General features: G+C 70.7%; 21 protein-coding genes. 13 read left to right on the forward strand and 8 right to left on the reverse strand.

What is annotated here, in order from left to right; genetic code table 11:
• Positions 1–57: 57 nt before the first annotated feature.
• The 4 genes from OHS18_RS38120 to OHS18_RS38135 form a co-directional block, all read right to left on the reverse strand.
• On the reverse strand, positions 58–504 hold the full coding sequence (locus OHS18_RS38120) for a nitroreductase family deazaflavin-dependent oxidoreductase (protein ID WP_328444241.1): 447 nt from the start codon (positions 502–504) through the stop codon (positions 58–60).
• A gap of 55 nt (positions 505–559) precedes the next feature.
• On the reverse strand, positions 560–997 hold the full coding sequence (locus tag OHS18_RS38125) for a VOC family protein (protein WP_328614036.1): 438 nt from the start codon (positions 995–997) through the stop codon (positions 560–562).
• 145 nt (positions 998–1,142) lie between these two features.
• Entirely contained in the window at positions 1,143–2,360 is a 1,218-nt protein-coding gene (locus OHS18_RS38130; protein WP_328614037.1) for an RNA polymerase sigma factor, read from the reverse strand.
• Positions 2,360–2,758 carry a YciI family protein gene (locus OHS18_RS38135; protein ID WP_328614038.1) on the reverse strand — a complete coding sequence of 133 codons (399 nt, stop codon included), beginning with the start codon at positions 2,756–2,758 and terminating at the stop codon, positions 2,360–2,362. The genes OHS18_RS38130 and OHS18_RS38135 overlap by 1 nt, the downstream gene beginning before the upstream one ends.
• A gap of 273 nt (positions 2,759–3,031) precedes the next feature.
• On the opposite strand from OHS18_RS38135, the gene OHS18_RS38140 reads away from it, so the two are divergent.
• The 9 genes from OHS18_RS38140 to OHS18_RS38180 all read left to right on the forward strand — a co-directional run bounded on the left by OHS18_RS38140 (position 3,032) and on the right by OHS18_RS38180 (position 12,721).
• Positions 3,032–3,643 (forward strand): dihydrofolate reductase family protein, encoded by a 612-nt coding sequence (locus tag OHS18_RS38140; protein ID WP_328614039.1) that lies wholly within the window; start codon positions 3,032–3,034, stop codon positions 3,641–3,643.
• Between the two features lie 40 nt (positions 3,644–3,683).
• Positions 3,684–4,007 carry a YciI family protein gene (locus OHS18_RS38145; protein ID WP_328444231.1) on the forward strand — a complete coding sequence of 108 codons (324 nt, stop codon included), beginning with the start codon at positions 3,684–3,686 and terminating at the stop codon, positions 4,005–4,007.
• On the forward strand, positions 4,004–5,260 hold the full coding sequence (locus OHS18_RS38150; protein WP_328614040.1) for an RNA polymerase sigma factor: 1,257 nt from the start codon (positions 4,004–4,006) through the stop codon (positions 5,258–5,260). Before OHS18_RS38145 ends, OHS18_RS38150 begins: the two co-directional genes overlap by 4 nt.
• 38 nt (positions 5,261–5,298) lie before the next feature.
• Positions 5,299–6,048 (forward strand): MBL fold metallo-hydrolase, encoded by a 750-nt coding sequence (locus OHS18_RS38155; RefSeq protein WP_328444227.1) that lies wholly within the window; start codon positions 5,299–5,301, stop codon positions 6,046–6,048.
• A gap of 443 nt (positions 6,049–6,491) precedes the next feature.
• Positions 6,492–8,762 (forward strand): YcaO-like family protein, encoded by a 2,271-nt coding sequence (locus OHS18_RS38160; protein ID WP_328614041.1) that lies wholly within the window; start codon positions 6,492–6,494, stop codon positions 8,760–8,762.
• Between the two features lie 9 nt (positions 8,763–8,771).
• Positions 8,772–10,013, forward strand: coding sequence for an MFS transporter (locus tag OHS18_RS38165; protein ID WP_328614042.1), 1,242 nt, complete (start codon positions 8,772–8,774; stop codon positions 10,011–10,013).
• Positions 10,010–11,185 carry an insulinase family protein gene (locus OHS18_RS38170; RefSeq protein WP_328614043.1) on the forward strand — a complete coding sequence of 392 codons (1,176 nt, stop codon included), beginning with the start codon at positions 10,010–10,012 and terminating at the stop codon, positions 11,183–11,185. The genes OHS18_RS38165 and OHS18_RS38170 overlap by 4 nt, the downstream gene beginning before the upstream one ends.
• On the forward strand, positions 11,182–12,240 hold the full coding sequence (locus OHS18_RS38175; protein WP_328614044.1) for an insulinase family protein: 1,059 nt from the start codon (positions 11,182–11,184) through the stop codon (positions 12,238–12,240). Before OHS18_RS38170 ends, OHS18_RS38175 begins: the two co-directional genes overlap by 4 nt.
• A 10-nt stretch (positions 12,241–12,250) precedes the next feature.
• Positions 12,251–12,721: a GNAT family N-acetyltransferase gene (locus OHS18_RS38180; protein WP_328614045.1), complete on the forward strand. Its 471-nt coding sequence runs from the start codon at positions 12,251–12,253 to the stop codon at positions 12,719–12,721.
• Between the two features lie 69 nt (positions 12,722–12,790).
• Here OHS18_RS38180 and OHS18_RS38185 read toward each other — a convergent pair whose 3' ends face one another.
• A complete protein-coding gene (locus OHS18_RS38185) occupies positions 12,791–13,672 on the reverse strand; it encodes an aminoglycoside phosphotransferase family protein (RefSeq protein WP_328614046.1) in 882 nt (293 codons plus the stop codon).
• A gap of 108 nt (positions 13,673–13,780) precedes the next feature.
• On the opposite strand from OHS18_RS38185, the gene OHS18_RS38190 reads away from it, so the two are divergent.
• The gene (locus OHS18_RS38190) at positions 13,781–14,338 is read left to right on the forward strand and encodes a methyltransferase family protein (RefSeq protein ID WP_328614047.1); all 558 of its coding nucleotides are present in this window, start codon (positions 13,781–13,783) and stop codon (positions 14,336–14,338) included.
• 45 nt (positions 14,339–14,383) lie between these two features.
• On the opposite strand, the gene OHS18_RS38195 is transcribed toward OHS18_RS38190, so the two are convergent.
• The 3 genes from OHS18_RS38195 to OHS18_RS38205 all read right to left on the reverse strand — a co-directional run bounded on the left by OHS18_RS38195 (position 14,384) and on the right by OHS18_RS38205 (position 16,982).
• Positions 14,384–14,797, reverse strand: a complete 414-nt coding sequence (locus OHS18_RS38195) for a tetratricopeptide repeat protein (protein WP_328614048.1) — start codon at positions 14,795–14,797, stop codon at positions 14,384–14,386.
• Between the two features lie 42 nt (positions 14,798–14,839).
• On the reverse strand, positions 14,840–16,105 hold the full coding sequence (locus OHS18_RS38200; RefSeq protein ID WP_328614049.1) for a M1 family metallopeptidase: 1,266 nt from the start codon (positions 16,103–16,105) through the stop codon (positions 14,840–14,842).
• A 619-nt stretch (positions 16,106–16,724) separates the two neighbouring features.
• A complete protein-coding gene (locus tag OHS18_RS38205; protein WP_328614050.1) occupies positions 16,725–16,982 on the reverse strand; it encodes a hypothetical protein in 258 nt (85 codons plus the stop codon).
• On the opposite strand from OHS18_RS38205, the gene OHS18_RS38210 reads away from it, so the two are divergent.
• Genes OHS18_RS38210 through OHS18_RS38220 form a run of 3 tightly spaced genes read left to right on the forward strand, consistent with a single transcriptional unit; the run spans position 16,975 to position 18,306 of the window.
• The gene (locus OHS18_RS38210) at positions 16,975–17,715 is read left to right on the forward strand and encodes a Hint domain-containing protein (protein WP_328614051.1); all 741 of its coding nucleotides are present in this window, start codon (positions 16,975–16,977) and stop codon (positions 17,713–17,715) included. The genes OHS18_RS38205 and OHS18_RS38210 overlap by 8 nt on opposite strands.
• 44 nt (positions 17,716–17,759) lie before the next feature.
• Positions 17,760–17,888 carry a hypothetical protein gene (locus tag OHS18_RS38215; protein WP_328614052.1) on the forward strand — a complete coding sequence of 43 codons (129 nt, stop codon included), beginning with the start codon at positions 17,760–17,762 and terminating at the stop codon, positions 17,886–17,888.
• A gap of 58 nt (positions 17,889–17,946) precedes the next feature.
• Positions 17,947–18,306 carry a hypothetical protein gene (locus OHS18_RS38220; RefSeq protein WP_328614053.1) on the forward strand — a complete coding sequence of 120 codons (360 nt, stop codon included), beginning with the start codon at positions 17,947–17,949 and terminating at the stop codon, positions 18,304–18,306.
• The last annotated feature ends 315 nt before the right edge of the window (positions 18,307–18,621 follow it).

Here is an 18,621-nt window from a genome sequence, read left to right on the forward strand (position 1 = left end):
GGAACCGCCCCGACCAGCACGGCGACCGTCACCGCTGTGTGCCGCCGCGCGAGCCGGTCAGTCCTGCGGGGTGAGCAGGACGATCGGGATCACGCGGTCGGTCTTCCGCGCGTATTCGTCGTACAGCGGGAAGATGCGCGCCATCCGGTCCCACAGGGGCGGGCGCTCGGCCGCGGGCACGACCCGGGCGCGGGCGGTGAACCGGCGGGTGCCGACCTGCACCCCGACGCTCGGGTCCGCTTCGAGGTTCTTGAACCACGCCGGATCCTCGTCGGCGCCGGCCTTGGAGGCGACGACGACGAAGTCGTCCCCCGCGGTGCCGTAGATCAGGCAGGTGCGGCGCGGTTCGCCGGTCTTGCGGCCGGTCGTGGCGAGGATGAGCGTGTACACGCCGTTCGACTCGTGGCCCTCGGTGCCGCCCGAGGCCAGGTACGTGCGGGTCTGCTCGGCGACCCAGTCCCACGAAGAGTCGGTGGCGCGGTCGAGGTCGTCGGCGACAGCCATGACGGACGGTCCTTTCCGGAGCGGGAGTCTGGTGTGGACGGTACGGCGCGCCGGCCTACGTCAGCTCCTCGACCAGCCCGATGATGACGCCCGCCGGCCCGCGGACGTAGCCGTAGCGGCAGTAGTCCTCGTACCGCGCGACCTCGCCGACGAGTTCGGCGCCGTGGGGGCGCAGGCGGGCGAGGACGTCGTCGAGCGCGTCCACCACGAACGTGAAGCGGGGGATGCCCGGGACGTTCACCGGCGCCCGCGGCGCGGGACTGGTGGTGACCGGCGAACGGAACGCCGACACCTCGACCCGGCTGTGGCCGTCCGGGGTCCGCAGGAAGGCGATGTCCGCGCGGACGCCGTCCAGCCCGATCAGCTGATCGGCCCACTTGCCTTCGACGGTGGTCTCGCCTTCCAGCTCCAGGCCCAGTTCGACGAAGAACGCGACAGCGGCCGCGAGATCCTCGACGACGACGCCGACGTGGTCCATCCGGTGGATCGTCATGATTCCCCTCCCGGGTCACGCGGCCCTCGTGGCCGCTCGTACCCCTGGGACGGAGCCGGTGAGGCGTTCTCGACACGGCTTTCTGTGACCGTCGTCACGGTCGATGGAAGCCGGCCGGGGTGCCCGGTGTGGCCGCCCGGAGCCGTCAACCCAGCGTGGCCGCCTTGCGCAGCAGTACCGAGCGTTCGCGCTGGTTGGCGCACAGCCGGGCGGCCAGCTCCAGTTCGGCGCGCGCCTCCGGGCGCCGGCCGAGCCGGGCCAGCAGCTCACCGCGCACGGTCGGGACCAGGTGCGAACCCGGGAGCCGGTCCGTGGCGACCAGCTCGTCGACGATGGCCAGGGCCGGCTCCGGACCCGAGGCCATCGCCACGGCGACGGCCCGGTTGAGCTCGACCACCGGCGAGGGCGCGACCCGGCCCAGCGCCTCGTAGAGCACCACGATCCGGTCCCAGTCGGTCGCCTCGACCGAGGACGCCGACGCGTGGGTGGCGGCGATCGCGGCCTGCAGGCCGTAGGGGCCGAGGCCGCGAGCCGACGCCTTGGCCAGCGCGGCCAGCCCGCGGGTGATCGCCGAGAAGTCCCACCGCCGCCGGTCCTGGTCTTCGAGCAGGACCGGCGCACCGTCCGGGCCGGTCCGGGCCGGGAAGCGCGCGGCGGTCAGCTCGCACAACGCGAGCAGGCCGTGCACCTCCGGCTCGTCCGGCAGCACCGCGGCCAGCTTGCGGGCCAGCCGGATCGCCTCGTACGCGACGTCGGGGCGCACCAGCCGGTCACCCGAGGTCGCCGTCGACCCCTCGGTGAAGATCACGTAGAGGACGCTGAGCACGCCGCCCAGCCGCTCCCGGCGCTCGGTGGCGGTCGGCACCTCGAACGGCACACCGGCCGCCGCGATCGTCTTCTTGCCCCGGGTGATCCGGGCCTGCACGGTCGGCACGGAGACGAGGAACGCGCGGGCGATCTCCTCGGTGGACAGGCCGCCGACCACCCGCAGGGTCAGCGCCACCCGGGACTCGGGGGAGAGCACCGGGTGGCAGCTGATGAACATCAGCGCGAGGACGTCGTCGTCGATCCGGTCGGGGTCGGCTTCTTCGGCGTCGATCCGGTCGTCGTCCGCCAGCAGGGCGTAGCGGTCCCGGAGAGCCGCCCGGCGGCGGATCGCGTCGATCGCCCGCCGCCGGGCCGTGGTCATCAGCCAGCCGGCCGGATCGGCCGGAGCGGCGCGCGGCCACGACACCAGCGCCTCGGCCACCGCCTCCTGGGCCGCGTCCTCGGCCAGCCCGAAATCGCCGGTGAACCGGGTCAGCGCGGCGACGATCCGCGCCGACTCGATCCGCCAGACGGCTTCGACGTCGGCCGTCCCCATCAGCGCCGGCCGGTGCTCTCGGCGGACGTCCCGCTTTCCGCCGGGACCTCGTCCTCGCCGGGCACCCGCCGCACCTCGACCTTGGCCCCGGGCGCCGCCGGGACCCGCTTGGCCCACTCGACCGCCTCTTCCTTCGAGGCGACGTCGATCAGGAAGAACCCCCCGAAGAGCTCCTTGGTCTCCCCGTACGGCCCGTCGGTGACCACTGGCGTCTCGCCGCCGAAGTCGACCACGACGCCCTTGCCCGGATCGTCCAGCCCTTCGGCCGCGACGTAGACGCCGGCCTTGAACAGGTCCTCGATGAACCGGCGGCTGGTGACCATCATCTCGTCGATGTCGGCCATCATGGCCGCGTTCGACTCGTCGGTGCCCCGCATGATCAGCATGTACTTCGACATCGGCTTCTCCTTGTCCGGCGGGCCGCCTCCCGGCCTTCGCACCCCCTGGTCGAGCGAGCGGCGCGCGGATCGACACGGCCCCGGAAGATTCTTTCGCCGCACTCCGGCGGCCGGCGCGGACACCCCTGCTGACCAGCGAGCTTACCGGCGGCCGGGTGCCCGAAAATTCTTCGGAGAAAATCTCGGCGGCGGTGTCGGATCGGGACGGCGGTGTTCGTAGCAGGGGTGAGGCCGCCCGCACCGGGCCGGCGCCGAGGCGAAGGAACCGCGATCATGAAGCTGACGACCATCACCCAGGTCACCCTCGACGGAGTCACTCAGGGAAACGGCGGCGCGTCGGAGGAGGACCGCCGGAACGGGTTCGAGCGCGGCGGCTGGGCCAAGGGCGCGGGTGACGACGAGACCAGGGCGTTCATCACGCGGACCTACCAGCGTGCCGGCGCGTACCTGTTCGGCCGGCGGACCTACGAACTGTTCGCCGGGTCCTGGGGAGCGATCGACCGGATGCGCTCGCACCCCGTCGGCGTGGCGTTGAACGCGGCCCCCAAGTACGTCGCCTCGACGACGCTCACCGCGCCGGGCTGGGCGGACACGACCGTCCTGTCCGGCGACCTCGAGGCCGCGGTCGCGGATCTGAAGGCCCGGCCGGGCGGTGAGCTGCAGGTGCACGGCAGCGGCACCCTGACCCGGTGGCTGCTGGAGCGCGGTCTGGTCGACGAGATGATCCTGCTCGTGGTCCCGGTCGTGCTCGGCCAGGGCGCGCGGTTGTTCCCGGACGCCGGTCCGGACCTCGCGCTCGACCTCGTCGAGTCGCGAGCCGACTCGAAGGGCGTGACGATCCAGGTCTACCGGCCGGCCGGGCGCCCGCAGTACGCGATGGCCTGAAGCACACCCACCGTCTCGACCCGCAGGAGAGGATCTTCGGATGCAGTACCTGGTTTCCGTCATCGACGACAAGGACGACCCCGGCAGCACGGACCGGCAGCCGGCCATCAGCGAGTTCAACGAACGGCTGATCGCCGAGGGCTACTGGGTTTTCGCGGGCGGGCTCGCGGACACCGGCACGGCCACGGTCATCGACAACCGGGGCGGGCAGGCGGTGGTCACCGACGGCCCCTTCGTCGAGTCCAAGGAGTACCTCGCCGGCGTCTGGGTCTGGGAGGCCCCCGACCTGGACGTGGCGCTCAAGCTCGCCACCGAGGCGTCGAAGGTCTGCGACCGGAAGATCGAGGTGCGGCCGTTCCGATGACGGGCACCGACGACGACGTCGACGACGCGGTCACCCGGGTGCACCGCGAGGAGTGGGCCCGGGTGGTCGCCGCGCTGACCCGGCGGTTCGGTGACCTCGACGTCGCCGAGGAGGCGGCCGCGGAGGCGTTCGCGACCGCGGTCGAGCGGTGGCCGGCCGACGGCGTGCCGCCCAACCCCGGCGCCTGGCTGACCACCACCGCCACCCGCAAGGCCATCGACCGGATCCGGCGCGAGAACAAGCGCGACGACAAGCACGGGGAAGCCCAGAAGGAGGCACAGATGCGGTACGACGACCCGCCCGAGCCCCTCGGCGTCCTCGACGACGACCGGCTCCGGCTGATCTTCACCTGCTGTCACCCGGCGCTCGCGATGGACGCCCGCCTGGCGCTGACCCTGCGGCTGGTCGGCGGGCTGACCATGCCCGAGATCGCCCGCGCCTTCCTGGTCGCCGAGAGCACCATGGGGCAGCGGATCACCCGCGCGAAGGCCAAGATCAAGGCGGCCCGCATCCCTTACCGGATGCCGTCCGCCGAGGACCTCCCGGCCCGCGTCACCGGCGTGCTCGCCGTCCTCTTCCTCGTGTTCAACGAGGGCTACCTGGCGACGGGCCCGGACACCGATCCGGTCCGCCGGGACCTGACGGCCGAGGCGATCCGGCTCACCCGCCTGATCCGGGCCCTGCTGCCCGACGACGGCGAGGTCGCCGGGCTGCTGGCGCTGATGCTGCTCATCGAGGCCCGCGGCCCCGCCCGGGTCTCGGCCGGCGGCGAACTGGTCGCGCTCGCCGAGCAGGACCGCGGGGCCTGGGACGCGGCGCTGATCGCCGAGGGGCACCGGCTGGTGCGCGAGCGCCTCGCCGCGGCCGCCGCCGGCGTGGCGCCGGGGCGCTACCAGATCCTCGCGGCGATCAACGCCGTGCACACCTCCGCCCGCGACATCCGCGACACCGACTGGTCGCAGGTCGTCGCCCTCTACGACCGGCTCGTCCGGCTCGACCCGTCGCCGATCGTCGCCCTCAACCGGGCCATCGCGGTCGCCGAACTGGACGGCCCGGACGTGGCGCTGGCCGCTGTCGACCGGCTCGCGGACAAGCTGGCCGGGTACCACGCCTACCACGTGACCCGCGCCGACCTGCTGCGCCGGCTGGGCCGGAGCCGGGAATCACGCGCTGCGTACGACAAGGCCATCGGGCTGGCGGGCAACACCGCGGAAATCGCCTACCTGACCCGCCGTCGCGACCAGTTGCGGTAGCCCTCGCGCCGGGCGGGACCAGCTGACAGAGTGACCCGATGCTGAAGCAGGTGGCCGACGGGGTCTGGGTCCGGCAGAGCGAGTGGGTCTGGAGCAACGCCGTCGTGGTGCGCGGCGACGCGGGGTTGACCGTGGTCGATCCCGGCATCGACGGCGCCGATCTGAACCAGCTCGCCGACGACGTGGACCGGCTGGGCATTCCGGTGGTGGCCGGGTTCGCCACCCACCCGCACTGGGACCACCTGCTGTGGCACGCCCGGTTCGGCGACGTGCCGCGCTACGCCACCGCCGCCTGCGCGCAGCTCGCCGGTGAAGCCCGGGAGCGGGCGCAGAAGATGGCTGCGGAGAGCGCGACGGGCATCCCGCTCGAGCTGGTCGCACTCCTCACCCCGCTGCCCGCGGACGGCGGAGGGGTGCCGGGCGAGATCGTCGAGCACCAGGCGCACGCCGTCGGCCACGCCGCGATCCTCCTCGCGGACCGGGGTGTCCTGCTCGCCGGCGACATGCTGTCCGACGTCCTGATCCCGCTGCTCGACCCGCGCCGCCCCGGTCAGCTGAGCGCCTACGAGACGGCCCTCGACCGCCTGGCCGAGGCAGCCGAGCACGTCGATGTCGTGATCCCCGGCCACGGCGCCGTGGCCGAAGGATCCGAGGTGGCGGCCCGTTTCGCCGCCGACCGCGCCTACCTCGGAGCGCTGCGGCGAGGCGAAGAACCGGCCGACGCGCGCCTCGAGCAGGACTGGCTCGCCGGCCCCCACCAGGCGAACGTGGAGCAGGCCCGGCGCTAGTGCCGCGCGTCCGAGGTCCGTTGACGGCGGTCCTGCCCCGCGCACCGAGGTGTGCATCCGCGGGCCGCAATCGGGGAGACGTCTGCGTTGTGCCGGATCGGCACCATGGAAACACGCACGGCGAAGGTATGAGGAACGCACATGACCGGCTGTGAGTCGCACCCGAGGGTGGGCCACGCCGACGCAGCCTCGCCGCCGGGCGCGGTCCGGTAATCGATCGAGGAAAGGAAGCACCCGCACATGCTGGAGATCTTCGAGTCCTTCGAAAACGAGAACGAGCTCGCAATCCTGGCGAACAACAACGTCGCCCCGGAAATCGAGTTCAGCTGGGACGAGGACTGACCGCACGATGATCGGATTGGCCCTCGGGGTGCGTCCTTAGCACACCCCGGGGGCCAACCGGCACGTCCAGGGTAACGCGTGCAGCGGCGTGGAGGAAGCAGATGTCAGCTGAATGGATCGCCGGGCACGTCCGGGTCGTCGCCGAGGGGCCGGACCGCTGCCTCCTGGTGCCCCCGAGCCGGACCGTTCTTCGCGTCCGCGTCGCGGCCGAACGGATGCGGAGCTGGCTCGCGCTCCTGGACGGCACCCGCACCGAAGAGGAACTGCTGGCCGCGGCCCCCGATCCCGGTGGGTTCGCCGAGGTCTGGGACGCGCTGACCCGCGACGGCTGCGTCCAGCCGGTCGCCGACACCCGCGACCGGTCCTGGTACCGGCTGCTCCCGCAAGCGCTGCGCACGCAGCGGCTCCACGACTACCGGTTCCTCTGGCTCGGCCCCGCCGGGCCCGTGACGGCGCTGGCCGAGGCCTGGCAGGCCGCCGGCCTGCGCACCGAGGCCCGTGTGTGCGCCCAGGACGGCCTCCTCACCGCCGCCGGCCAGGCGCTCGACGACTTCGGGCCGCGCCTGGTCGTCTGCCCGGTGTTCAGCCACGCGCCGGCGAAGGCCGTGATCGCGCTGGACGACGAGCTCGAACGGCTCGACGCGCTGCGGCTGGTCGTCCGGCTGCTCGACCACAAGATCTTCGCCGGGCCGGTGATCAAACCCGGTGTCGGCGCGACCATGTCGGACGTCTACCGCCGCCGGGAGGCCGCCGCGGCGTCCCCGGCGATGTTCCTGGCCGAGCACCAGGAGCCGCCGGCGGCCGAGCCGGATTCGCTGCGGCCCGCGGAACTGCGCTGGGCCGGCGCGACGCTGGCCGTGCAGGCCGAGCGCTGGCTCGCCGGGGCCGCCCGCGCCGAGATCCAGTCGGCCGAGCTGGTGCTGGACTGCGCGCACCTGAGCGTCGAGCACCACGGCATCATCGCCCTGCCCGACCAGGGCGACCGCCGTCGCGCGGTGCGCCGCACCGACGCGTGGCACCTGCGCGATCCCGAGGCCGGGGTGATCCGGTCGGTGAAGGTGCAGCCGACACCGGCGCACTTCCCGCGTTCACTGCACATCGCGGTGGCCCGCGCGGCCGACATGCGCCGGGTGATGGACTTTCCCAACGACCTGACCGCGTTCGGCTCCAGCTGGGAAAGCGCCGCGGCCGCCGAAGGCCCGGCGATCGGCGAGCTGATCGAGCGCTACTGCGCGAACTGGGTGTCGCCGCGGACGCCGATGGTGTCGGCGAGCTACACCGAGCTGACGCGGCGAGGGCTCGCCGCGGTGGCGCCGGGCAGCCTCGTCGGGTACTCGGCGGACCAGCACGCGGAGCGCGGGTTCCCGTTCGCGCCGCTGGCCGAAGACACGACCGTGGCGTGGGTTCCGGGCCGCGGGCTGGTGAGCGGCGCCGAGCGGTGGGTCCCGGCGTGCTGGGTGTACGTGTCGTGGAACTCCGTGCGGCCGGAAGGCGAACAGCGGCACCTCTACCCGAACCTGTCCGGCATCGCGGGCGGCCGCACCTGGGCGGACGCCGTCGCGAACGGCCTGTGCGAGACGATCGAGCGCGACGCGTCCATGGTCTGGTGGGCGAACACGCCGGTGCTGCCGCGGGTTCCGCTCGCGGAGTTCGCGCCGGAACTCGCCGCCGAGCTCGGCGACCGGTTCCGGACGTCGATCATCCCGATCTCCGGCCGGTACGGCATGGCCACCGTCGCCGCCTGCGTGCAGGACGTCCGGTCGGACTTCCTGGCCATCGGGTTCGCGACCCGGCCCGGCTTCGCCGAAGCGGGCCGGAAAGCGCTTGCCGAAGGCGTCGGTCTCCAGTGGACCGGGCTGACGATGGGCGGGGCGCGGCCGGGCAGCGCGCAGGCGAACGTCCTTTCCGCGCAACGGAACCTCAAGCCGTTCCGGGCGGATTCGCGGTACCTGGACTCGTACCGGGCCGACTTCCGCGACGTCAAGGATCTGTCCTGCCAGCTGCAGATCTACCTGGACCCGCGGGCGGCCGCGCGGGTCTCGCCGTGGACGCTCGACCTCCCCGCCGGTCTCCGCCCGGCCGAGCCGGCGGGTGCGCCGGAGACCGCGGACGCGCAGATCGGGCGGATCGCCGGGGCCCTGCAAGCGGAATTCGGCGAAGAACCGATCGCCGTCGACCTGACCACGCCGGACATCGCCGAGGCCGGGTTCTCGGCGGTGCGCGTGCTCAGCCCCGGCCTGGTGCCGAACTTCCCGGCGGCGTTCCCGCAGTGGGGCGGCGAGCGGGTGAGCCGGGCCGCCGTCACGCTCGGCTGGCGCGAGACGCCGCTGCCGGAGTCCGGGCTGAACCGCTTTCCGCTCGCGCACTACTGAGGAGGCAGGATGTTCGCCCGCTGGACGCAGCTCGACCTCGCCCGGATCCCGCGTGGCCGGTCCGTGCTCGCCTCGGTCGCCATCGACTCCGTCGCCAGCGGGGCCCTGGTGCCGTTCATCCCGCTGTACTTCGTCTTCCGGGCCGGTCTTTCCCAGCCCGCGGTCGGCGTGCTGATGACGCTGGCCGCGATCCTGGCCCTGCCGGCCGGGACCCTGGCCAGCCGGTTCGTCGGGCGGTTCGGCTCGGCACGCTGTCTCGTGGTCATCAACTACGCTCGGGCGTTCGCCGCGGTCGGGGCCCTGTTCGCGACCAGCCGGCTGCTCGCGTTGGTCGTCCTGCTGCTCTCGACCGCGGGCGACAACGCCTTCTGGGCCAGCAACTCGACTTTCGTCGCCGACATCACCGGGGACCAGCGGCGCCGGTGGTACGCGCTGGAAGGCAGCATCCGCAACGCCGCCATGGGGTTCGGCGCGCTGGTCGGCGGCATTTCGGTCGGGTTCGCCGGGAACGGCGGGCTGACCGTGTTCATGGCGCTGAACGCCGTGTCGTTCCTGGTCGCGGCGGTGCTGCTGCGCGGGGTGCGCACCGCGCCGCGGGTCGCCGGCGCCGAACGGCCGGCCCGCGCGCTGGCCGTCTACGCGGACCTCAGGTTCAGTGTCTTCCTGATCGCCTCGGTGCTGCTGGTGGTGCCGTTGCTGGCGATGCCGTCCGTGCTCACGCTGTCCTTGGTCCAAAAAGGACAATGGGGGGCCGGGCTGGCGGGAGCGCTGATCGCGCTCAACGTCGTGCTCCTCGTGCTGCTGCTGCCTGTGGTGTCGCGGCGGCTGGAGCGGTACCAGCACCGGACGGTCATGATCGCCGCGGCGCTGTCGATCGCGGCCGGCGCCGCCGTGCTCGGCGTCGGCTTCCTGTTGCCGGCCTGGGGAACCGCGGTGTGCGCGGTGTTCGGCATGGTCGGGCTGACCGCCGGTGAGCTGCTGAGCACGTCGGTGATGAACGACTTCGTGGCCCGGATCGCGCCGGCCGCCCGGCTGGCCCAGTACATGGCGGCCTACCAGCTCGGCTGGGCCGCCGCCGGGCTGCTCTGGCCGGTGGTCATGCTGTCGCTGACCGCCCGCGGCGGGACGGTGGTGTGGCTGGTGACGGCGGCGTGCGGGGCGGTGGCCGCCGCCGCGTGCACCATGGTCCGCCCGCCACCCGCCCCGGTGGCCCCCGCCCCGCCCGCCGCCGTGGCGGCCGCGGTCCGATGATGCTCGCCGAGCGGCAACGGGGCCGCGCACTGCAGACGGTCTGCCTCACGTTCGGACGCGGTCAGCGCGACGAGCCGCTACCCGGCGCGGCGCACCTGGTGGAGCACGTGTTCCACTGCCGCGGCGACGCCGGGTCGGGACAGTTCTTCGCGTCGCTGCGCACCGCCGGCGCGATCTGCAACGCCTACACCGGAGCGGACTACGTCCAGTTCTGGGTGAGCGTGCCGCCGGCCGGGCTCGGCCGCTGGGCGCGGATCGCGCGGCGGCAGCTCGTCGATCCGGCGCACGAGCCGGCCGCGGTGCGGCGCGAACTCGACGTGATCGCGCAGGAGGTGGCGAGCAAGGTGCTGCGGCACCCGCAGCGCGGCTTCAGCGTGCAGTACAACCGGGCGGCGCTGTTCGACGACGAGGCCAACGCGCACAGTGGTTTTGTCGACAACCCGGCCCTTCGGGAACTGACGCCCGCGGGCCTCGACCGGTGGTTCCGGTTCTTCCTCGACCCATCGGTCGCCCAGGTCGCGAGCGTCGGGCCGCTCGGGCCGGACGAGGTGGCGGAGCGGCTCTCGCCGTTGCTCGAGGTGCTCGACGGGAACGCGGTGCCCGACGCGCCGCGGCCGCACGACCTGGGCGGCCCGCGGGTGATCCGGATCGAGCGCGCCGACGACTCGCCGCACGCCCGCGCGGTGTGCTTCCCGGTGGTCCGGACCGGGCGGTGGCTGACCGATCTCGCGGTCGCCCAGGTCGTGGCCGCGCTGCTGGGACAGGGTGGCGGCCGATCGCTGGTCGGCCGCCGCGCGCCCGCGGGGACGAACGTGACGGCGCGGGCCGGGATCAGCGGCGACCCGAACGAGGACCGCTCGCCGACGTGCCTGACCGTCGAGGCGACCGGGGAGACGGAGTGGCTGCCGGACGCGCTGGCGACGGCGCTCGGGACGCTGGCCGACGGGCTCGATCCGGCGGTGGTGGCGGCGGCCGCGCGGTGGGTGCGCACCGGGGCGCTCAAGCGGTTCGACCGCCCGGTGCCGCGCACGCGCGCGGCCACCTGGCTGCGGATGTTCGCGGGCGCGTCCGTCGACGGCTACCTCGCCGAGCTGTCCGATGTGGACAGTGACCGGGTGGCGAAGGCCGCGGTGGAACTGGCCGCGCACGGCGGCCGGGAGATCGTGCTGTGACCGCCGTCCTGGAGTGCCTGCCCGTGCGGATCGCGGCCGGCGGCTCGACGCGGCTGCCGGCGGACGTGTACCGGTCCGGGATCGCGTCCGGCCTGGCGCACGTCCGGTGGACGCTGGCCACGACCGGCGCGTCCGCGAAGGTCGCCGAGGCGTGGAAGCGGGCGGTCGCCGCGCGTCCGGAGTGGCGGGGCGTCGCCGCGAGCACCGGCGCTGGGGTGGGCACGAAGGTGCTCGCCGGGCAGCCGGCGTTGTCGTTCACGGTGACCGAAGACCGTCTCGGCGAGCTGCTCGGGTTTCTCGGCGGCACGGCCTTGACGTGGGCGGACCTGGACGTCGCCGACGCCGGACGCACCGCCGATCCGCGGCTCGCCGCCCGAAGACTCGCCGCAGGTGAAGACCTTTTCGTCCGGCCGGAAGGCCCGCTCGAAACGCACCTCACGATCCTCGCCGACCTCGACGGCCCCGCCGAGCCCGCCACGAGCCGCGAACCACCGGCAGACCTCACCTCGCCGAGGCGAGCCGGCGAAACGCACCGAGCCGGCAGCGGCCGGCAGACCTGGTACGCCGTGTACTGGGACCTGCCGCCACTGGACCCCGAACAAGCCGCGGCGGCGGAGCTGTTCCTCTTCGGCGTCGCCGGCGCGCCGTTCGCCCCGCTGTACCAGGCACTTCGCGACGACCTCGGGATCAGCTACGGCCTGCGCACCAGCGTCCAGCGCCGTCCAGGCCAAGCACGGGCGTGGCTCGAACTGAGCTTCCCCACCGACCGCGAAGCCGAGGTACGCGAAGCGACCGAGCGGGTCCTCGGCCACCACGACGTCGGAAAGTGGCTGGAGAACGCGCGGAACGTGCTGCTCTCCTCGGTGCTCGCCGCGCTGGATTTCGGGAGCGGGCAGGCGGACGCGCTGGCGTTCGGGCACGTCGTCGGCGATCCGGCATACTCGTGGAAGGTCGCGCACCACCTGGGCGGCACCGACCTCGTCCGGCTGCTGAACGGCGTCCCGGGCCCGCTGACCACACTGGGGTCCGCGAACATCGGCAGTTATCACGCGTGAGGAGAAGAAAGTGCGCATCCGAGCAGCCGTCGAGGGCGACCTGCCCGCCATCGCGGAAGTGGGCCACCGGACCTGGCCGCCCACGTACGAACCCTTGGCGGGCAAGGAATACGTCGCAGACGGATTGGCCCGTTGGTGGTCCGGTGACCTCCTCCGCCAAGCACTCGAGCGCACGCTGGTCGCAGAAGACACCAGCGGCGAGATCATCGGCATGACCAGCTTCGGCCCGGTCGAGGACGTGCTGATCGTGTGGAAGCTCTACGTCGTCCCGGAAGCACAGGGCTCGGGCGCCGGAACGGCGTTGCTGCGCAAGGTGATCGACACCGCGAAGGGCCACCACCGAGCGGTGCGGCTGGCGCACATCGAGGGCAACGACCGAGCGGCGAAGTTCTACGCCCACCACGGATTCACGCACCTGAAACGAGAGCCCGACACAAATGGCGGCCCGGACTCGGTGTGGCTCGAACGGGCCTGCTCGTAACGGCGTCAGGACGTCGAGCGGGGGCACTGCCGTCGCGACGTCGGTGAAGGTCCTCGCCGGACATCTCCTTCAGGCACTCAGAGCGAGCAGTTCGTCGAGCACCGGTTCCGGGCCGCCATAGGTGAGGTGCGCGACGGCCACCATCGGCGCGATCACCCGGCTCCAGGCGTACAGCCGGTCCCCGTCGAGCCCACACGACGTCGCCACTCGCTGACACCGCGCCTCGACCCCGTCCTGCCCCGCACCGGCCACCACGAAGTCGACGGCGTCGAAGCACGGATCACCCCAGCACGCCTTCGGATCGATCGCGACCAGGCCCCGCGACGGACCGCCGTCGAGGACGTTGCCGAGGTGCAGATCACCGTGCAGCAACACGATCCTGGCCTTAGTGTCGAGCAACGCCTCACAGCGTCGCATCGCCCGCTGCCACGCGTCCGGCCCGATCCGCGCGCCGATCACCGGATCGGACAACCGCCGCCCGATCCGGGCGAAGGCCTCGTCACACCGGCCGCGCAGCTCCCCAGGCCAGCGCACCGGCGGCGGCACAGCATGCAGCGCGGCAAGCAACTCTCCCCACCGCCGCGGCAACGACTCCGGCGGCAGGTCTTCGGCCTCGGTGCCGGGCAGAACCTCCTCAAGCACCATCGCCCCGGCGTCCGCGTCCGCAGCCAACACGGCCGGCACCCGACCCGACGGTGCGAACAAGCGCAGCATCTCCACTTGCCTGGTCAGCAGCGTCCGATCCGGGCTGAGCTTGAGTACCGCCGGCGTCCCGTCCCGCCATCGACACCGCAGGACAACCGAGGACGCCCCGCTCCGGAACACCTCACCGAGCACGGCTCCCCATCGGGAGGCCAGCCGCGCGGCGAGTTCCGGCACCTGGCCGAGCCACCCCTCGGCCTCAGGACCGAACCGATCCACCAACCGCGCGCCGACGTCCCCGATGTCCATCCCGGCAGTCTGCGATCGAGGCGTCACACGCGCATATCGTTGAGTGGGGCGGCGTGCTCCCGGGGTGATAATGGCGGTGTGCTCGCGCCTTGGGGAGAGCTGCCGGACGTGGCCAGTGTCGTCCTGGTCGGCAGCGTCGGCGCCTTCGTGGCGGGCGAACTCGTCCAGGCGTTCCGTACGCGCCGCGGTGCGAAACTCGTCGATGTGCGCGCGGAGATCGTCTTCAGGGCGATGTTCTTCGGTGCGATCCTGCTGTGGCCGGTCGGCCGGGCCGTCGTCCCGGCCGCCCGCATCGGCGGAGGCGGCTGGCTGTTCGCGCTCGGGATCGTGCTCGGGTGGCTCGGCCTGCTGCTGCGCTGGTGGTCCTTCGCCAGCCTGGGAAAGTACTTCACCGTGACGGTCCAGACTAGCGAAGACCAGCCCGTCGTGGACCACGGCCCCTACCGGCTCCTGCGCCACCCGAGCTACACCGGTCTGCTGCTCACCTTCACCGGCGGCGGCCTGATCGCGGACAACTGGGTGAGCGCGGCGGGCGCCGTCGCCGTGGTGCTGATCGCCCTGATCTACCGGCTGCGCATCGAGGAGCACGCCCTGGAGCAGGCGCTGGGCGACCGTTACCGGCGGTTCGCGGCGAGCCGGGCCCGGCTCATTCCCCACGTGTGGTGACCTCGAAGCACCTGCCCGACCACCCTGGCCGGCCGGTTCGCCGCGTCATGTGGCCAGGTCCGCGGCGTAGTTGCGCAGTGCCCATCGGTAACGCTGGAGGTCGTCGCTGTCGATGCGATCGAGGGCCGGGGCGATCAGCCCGGCGACAGCTTCGCGGCTGCGTCCGGCGCTGGTGAGGGCGAGTGCCTTGAACACCTTCACCGAGTCGTGCCCGGGGAACATCTCGTCGGCTTTCTCGAGCGCGGCGACGGCTTCGTCGAAGCGCTCGAGGTTGCGCAGAGTGCTGCCGTACTGAAGCAGCCCGCGGCGGAGATCGTCACCGTCGAGGCCCGCGGCGAAGGCCCGCTCGTAGGCCGACGCGGCGTCGGCCTCATGCCCGGCGTAGTCGAGCGCGCAGGCATAGGCGAACAAGGCTTCCCGTCTCTCGGGGTACTCGGCGAGCAGGTCCCGGAACCGCATGACGGTCGGAGCCTGACCCGGCGGCCGGAGGCGGGCGGCTCGTCAGAGCGTCGGTTTACCCGGCTGGTAGAGCCAAGTGTGGAAGAACGAGTCGAGGTCGCGGTGGGTTTGTCGCTCGACGAACTGGATGAATTGCCGCGTCGAGACGGTGCCGTACCGGTGAGCCGTCGGCCATTGCGTGAGCACCTGGAAAAAGGCGCGGTCGCCGATCTTAACGCGCAATGCCTGCAGGGCCATCGCGCCGCGGTTGTAGACCAGATCGTCGAAGATGTGATCACGTCCGGGGTCGGCGACTTCGCCGCTCCAGTCCTTCTCGTCGGCGTATGCCTTCGCGAAGGACTGTTGCACGGGAACGTGGTTGAATTTCTCCTGGTAGAGCCATTCCGAATAGGTCGCGAAGCCTTCGTTGAGCCAGATGTCCGACCAGTGCACCGGGGTGAGGCTGTCGCCGAACCACTGGTGGCCGAGTTCGTGGGCGAGCAGGTCGCCGTCGACGTCGCTGGTGCTCTGGTCGTAGACCGGCCGGCTCTGGGTCTCGAGGGCGTAGTCGACGCCGACGTCGGCGAGGATGCCGCCGGTCGAGTCGAACGGGTACGGCCCGTACATCGAGGATTCCCATTGGACGATCTGCGCCGTGGTCCGGTTGAACACCTCGCCCTGACCGGGCTGGGTGTCGATCGACTTGCCGATCGCGGTGATGTCCGGCAGGCCGCCGGCCGTCTTGCCGCGGGTGACGTCGTAGTCGCCGATCGCGAGCATGCTCAGCTCGCTGGACATCGGCCGGTTCATGGACCAGCGGAAGGTGGTCCGGTGATCGTGCGTGGTGGTGGGCCCGGGTTCGCCGTTGGCCAGCACGGTGAGCCCGGCCGGCACGGTGATGGTCTGGGTGTAGGTCGCTTTGTCGTCGGTGGTGTCGTTCACCGGGTAGTAGGTCGCCGCGCCGATCGGCTGGTTGAGCGCGACCGCGCCGTCCTTGGTGGCGACCCAGCCGGAGACGCCCAGCGCGGGGTCGTCGATCTTCTGCGGGACGCCGGCGTAGGACACCGAGACGACGAACGCGCTGCCCTTCCGCAGCCCGTGCGGCGGGGTGATCACCAGCTCTTGGGCACCGCTGCGGGTGAAGGTGGCGTCCAGGCCGTTCACCGAGAGCCGGCTGATCTTCAGCGGCCCCCGGAAATCCAGGTCGAAGCGGGAGAGATCCTGCGTGGCCGTGGCGAGAATCGTCGTGGTCGCGTCGATCGCTTCGGTTTCGGGGCTGAAGGCCAACCGGATGTCGTAGTGGCTGACGTCGTAACCACCGTTGCCCATGTCGGGAAAGTACGGATCCCCAGCGCCCGGCGCACCAGGGGAGTATCGAGGCGCTTGTGCCGGCGCCGCATCCGCAGCCGGACTCGCGGCGGCGAGCAGCCCGGCGGACAGTGCACAGGAGATGATCACCAAGTGACCACGCCTACGGTTGACGCCTCGCATCGGCCCTCCTAGGCAATCATCGACGCTGAAGAGTAGGACCGACCCGACACAAGGATCAACCCTGGTGAGCGGCCCCGAAGTCCGGTTCGGGCGGTTCCTGTCCGGTCGTGCCACAGAAGCCTTCGAATCCGGCATGCCTCGCCGCTCATGGGCGATCCACGGGCTGCGGCAGTCGCAAGACCCGGCTGATCGCGGGCAGTGCCGTCGATCGCCCAGGCCCGCCGGGTCGGCCATCACCTCGACAACCGAGGATGGCCCGGGCGGTGCTCCAGTCACGTTCCACCAGGAGTGCTGGATCGAACCCCTGACCCCCTCACTGCCAGTGAGAGTCGACCATGGCCCTGACCTGCGGCGATAGACCCACCTGTGCACCAGTAGAAATTGGTGTGAGACTAGGGCGGACCGTGATGAACCCATTCCCCATGAGTTGTCGACCTCCGTCGGCTGCCGACGCTGGTCATGCATCTCCGGCGCCGCAGTACTGGGCTTGATGCGGGTCGCGGTCGTAGCGCAGGCCGGTGCGGCCGACAGCGTGGACGAGGTTGTGCCAGAACCGGCCGAAGGTCAGCGGCGCCCGGACCGACTCGAGCATCTCGCGGTTGTGCGGGCACGCCAGCGTGCGGCGGATCGCGTCGACGCTCTCGATGGTGAAGTCGCCGTGCTCGCTCAGTTCGGCGGCGGTGCTCCGGGCGAACTGGGCTGCTTCCTTGCTCACCGCCGCATGTGACGGCATCTGCGACGTCCTTACACCGCTTGGAGGCGCCGGCGCTGAACTCGGCGGAATTGACGCTCTCGAAACATTGGCCGCGATGGCAGAATCGACGGCCGGGGGTAAGAGCGCTTTCGACGTTCTCGGCGTCGAAATTAACGCCGAACTCGGCCAAGCCGCCGAAATCGCGGCCGAGATGACCGCAGAACAGAGGCAACTGAGTGAAATTGCCAGCCAGCTCTCGGAAAATCCGATCGCCTGCGCACCGAACAGCTTCGTTTCAGGTACGCAGATACTGATGGCCGACCGGACCGCCAAGTCCATCCAGGACATCAAACCCGGTGACTTGGTTCTCAATGCTTCGCCGGACGACGGGAAAGTCCAGTCGCACGTGGTCCAAGCTGTCCACGTCACGGACAACGACACAGACTTCGTCGATCTGATGATCGCTGGTTCCGGCAGTATTGGAGTGATCGCCGGCACCGCGCATCACCTGTTCTGGGATGACACCACTCGACGATGGGTGTACGCCGCTGACCTCGTGCAGGGTCAGCAACTCGATACGTCTGACGATGTTCGCGCCACGGTAATCGACACCAATCGGCACACGGCAGTTGCCCGGACGTACAACCTGACCATCAGAAACATCCACGCGTTCTATGTAATTGCCGGAACGACTATCGTTCTCGTACACAATGGAGCTTGCTGCGTCGAGGGCCTGGGTGACGGGATATTTTGATGCGACGACAGGGCGAGTTTACTGCGTCGGAAACAGGTGAGCAGGTGCGCGTCTACGATGGGGTTATCGATCTGGGGAACGGCGACTACGTTGGCATCGAAGTAAAGAGTGCCAAAGGAACAGGTCAGGCTCAAGGTTTCAGGATCGTCGGTGTGCGGTTGGTTAATGTCTGAACCGTGCTTTCGGTTGTTCTGATATGATCTGACTTTGGTGTAAGTTCGAAAGTGTCCCATGGGAGATGTCGTGGATGCGGAAGTTGTCATTCGAGAATTCAACGGTTCGACTGTTCGTCCGGCGAGCGAACTGAACATCCGGATAACGGTAGTCGGCCTTAGGCCTGGCGAGCACGTCGTTCTGGAAAACGATGGCGAGCAAGGAAAAGTCGACGCTAACTACGTCCAAGCCAGGCTTCGGCCGGAGGGGGGTTATCAACTTGAATATCGAGCGGGGAGCGCGGCGGAACACTTCCAGGCGTTGACGGATTCTCGGGATGACGTGGTGGTCGCTCTTGCGGGTTGGGCAAAGGGCGACTTCTCGTGGCTGGACAAGTTCGAGTGGAAGTCGATCGGTGAGTGGTTCACCCGTCGGTAGGCTGATCAGCGAAGTTTGCGCGTTTGAGGGTCGTAGCATGCCAGGGAAAGTCGTCTTGCGGTTTCGGTGGCATATGCCGCTACATTGTCGGACACCTCGTAACCAATGCCGAAATAAAGATCGGTCCGCGTGCATTGCTGATCAATGGCGAACATATCCATAGACATATGTCTAGGTTGTCTTTGCTCGGGTCTGGCCATTTTCGAGTAGTGTTGCAACATACCGTGAAATTATCGGGGTCGGCGGCAGGTCGGTCGCCGTCCCATACCGCCAGTCGTAGCTCATGCTCGCATGGTCCCACCGACAAACAGGAGT

It is taken from the genome of Amycolatopsis sp. NBC_00355 (assembly GCF_036104975.1).
Classification (GTDB): domain Bacteria; phylum Actinomycetota; class Actinomycetes; order Mycobacteriales; family Pseudonocardiaceae; genus Amycolatopsis.

What these genes read in the sequence shown, in the direction of transcription:
- OHS18_RS38120 (WP_328444241.1), bottom strand. Translation starts at nt 504, where the DNA reads ATGGCTGTCGCCGACGACCTCGACCGCGCCACCGACTCTTCGTGGGAC.
- OHS18_RS38125 (WP_328614036.1), bottom strand. Translation starts at nt 997, where the DNA reads ATGACGATCCACCGGATGGACCACGTCGGCGTCGTCGTCGAGGATCTC.
- OHS18_RS38130 (WP_328614037.1), bottom strand. Translation starts at nt 2,360, where the DNA reads ATGGGGACGGCCGACGTCGAAGCCGTCTGGCGGATCGAGTCGGCGCGG.
- OHS18_RS38135 (WP_328614038.1), bottom strand. Translation starts at nt 2,758, where the DNA reads ATGTCGAAGTACATGCTGATCATGCGGGGCACCGACGAGTCGAACGCG.
- OHS18_RS38140 (WP_328614039.1), top strand. Translation starts at nt 3,032, where the DNA reads ATGAAGCTGACGACCATCACCCAGGTCACCCTCGACGGAGTCACTCAG.
- OHS18_RS38145 (WP_328444231.1), top strand. Translation starts at nt 3,684, where the DNA reads ATGCAGTACCTGGTTTCCGTCATCGACGACAAGGACGACCCCGGCAGC.
- OHS18_RS38150 (WP_328614040.1), top strand. Translation starts at nt 4,004, where the DNA reads ATGACGGGCACCGACGACGACGTCGACGACGCGGTCACCCGGGTGCAC.
- OHS18_RS38155 (WP_328444227.1), top strand. Translation starts at nt 5,299, where the DNA reads ATGCTGAAGCAGGTGGCCGACGGGGTCTGGGTCCGGCAGAGCGAGTGG.
- OHS18_RS38160 (WP_328614041.1), top strand. Translation starts at nt 6,492, where the DNA reads ATGTCAGCTGAATGGATCGCCGGGCACGTCCGGGTCGTCGCCGAGGGG.
- OHS18_RS38165 (WP_328614042.1), top strand. Translation starts at nt 8,772, where the DNA reads ATGTTCGCCCGCTGGACGCAGCTCGACCTCGCCCGGATCCCGCGTGGC.
- OHS18_RS38170 (WP_328614043.1), top strand. Translation starts at nt 10,010, where the DNA reads ATGATGCTCGCCGAGCGGCAACGGGGCCGCGCACTGCAGACGGTCTGC.
- OHS18_RS38185 (WP_328614046.1), bottom strand. Translation starts at nt 13,672, where the DNA reads ATGGACATCGGGGACGTCGGCGCGCGGTTGGTGGATCGGTTCGGTCCT.
- OHS18_RS38195 (WP_328614048.1), bottom strand. Translation starts at nt 14,797, where the DNA reads ATGCGGTTCCGGGACCTGCTCGCCGAGTACCCCGAGAGACGGGAAGCC.
- OHS18_RS38200 (WP_328614049.1), bottom strand. Translation starts at nt 16,105, where the DNA reads ATGGGCAACGGTGGTTACGACGTCAGCCACTACGACATCCGGTTGGCC.
- OHS18_RS38220 (WP_328614053.1), top strand. Translation starts at nt 17,947, where the DNA reads ATGGGAGATGTCGTGGATGCGGAAGTTGTCATTCGAGAATTCAACGGT.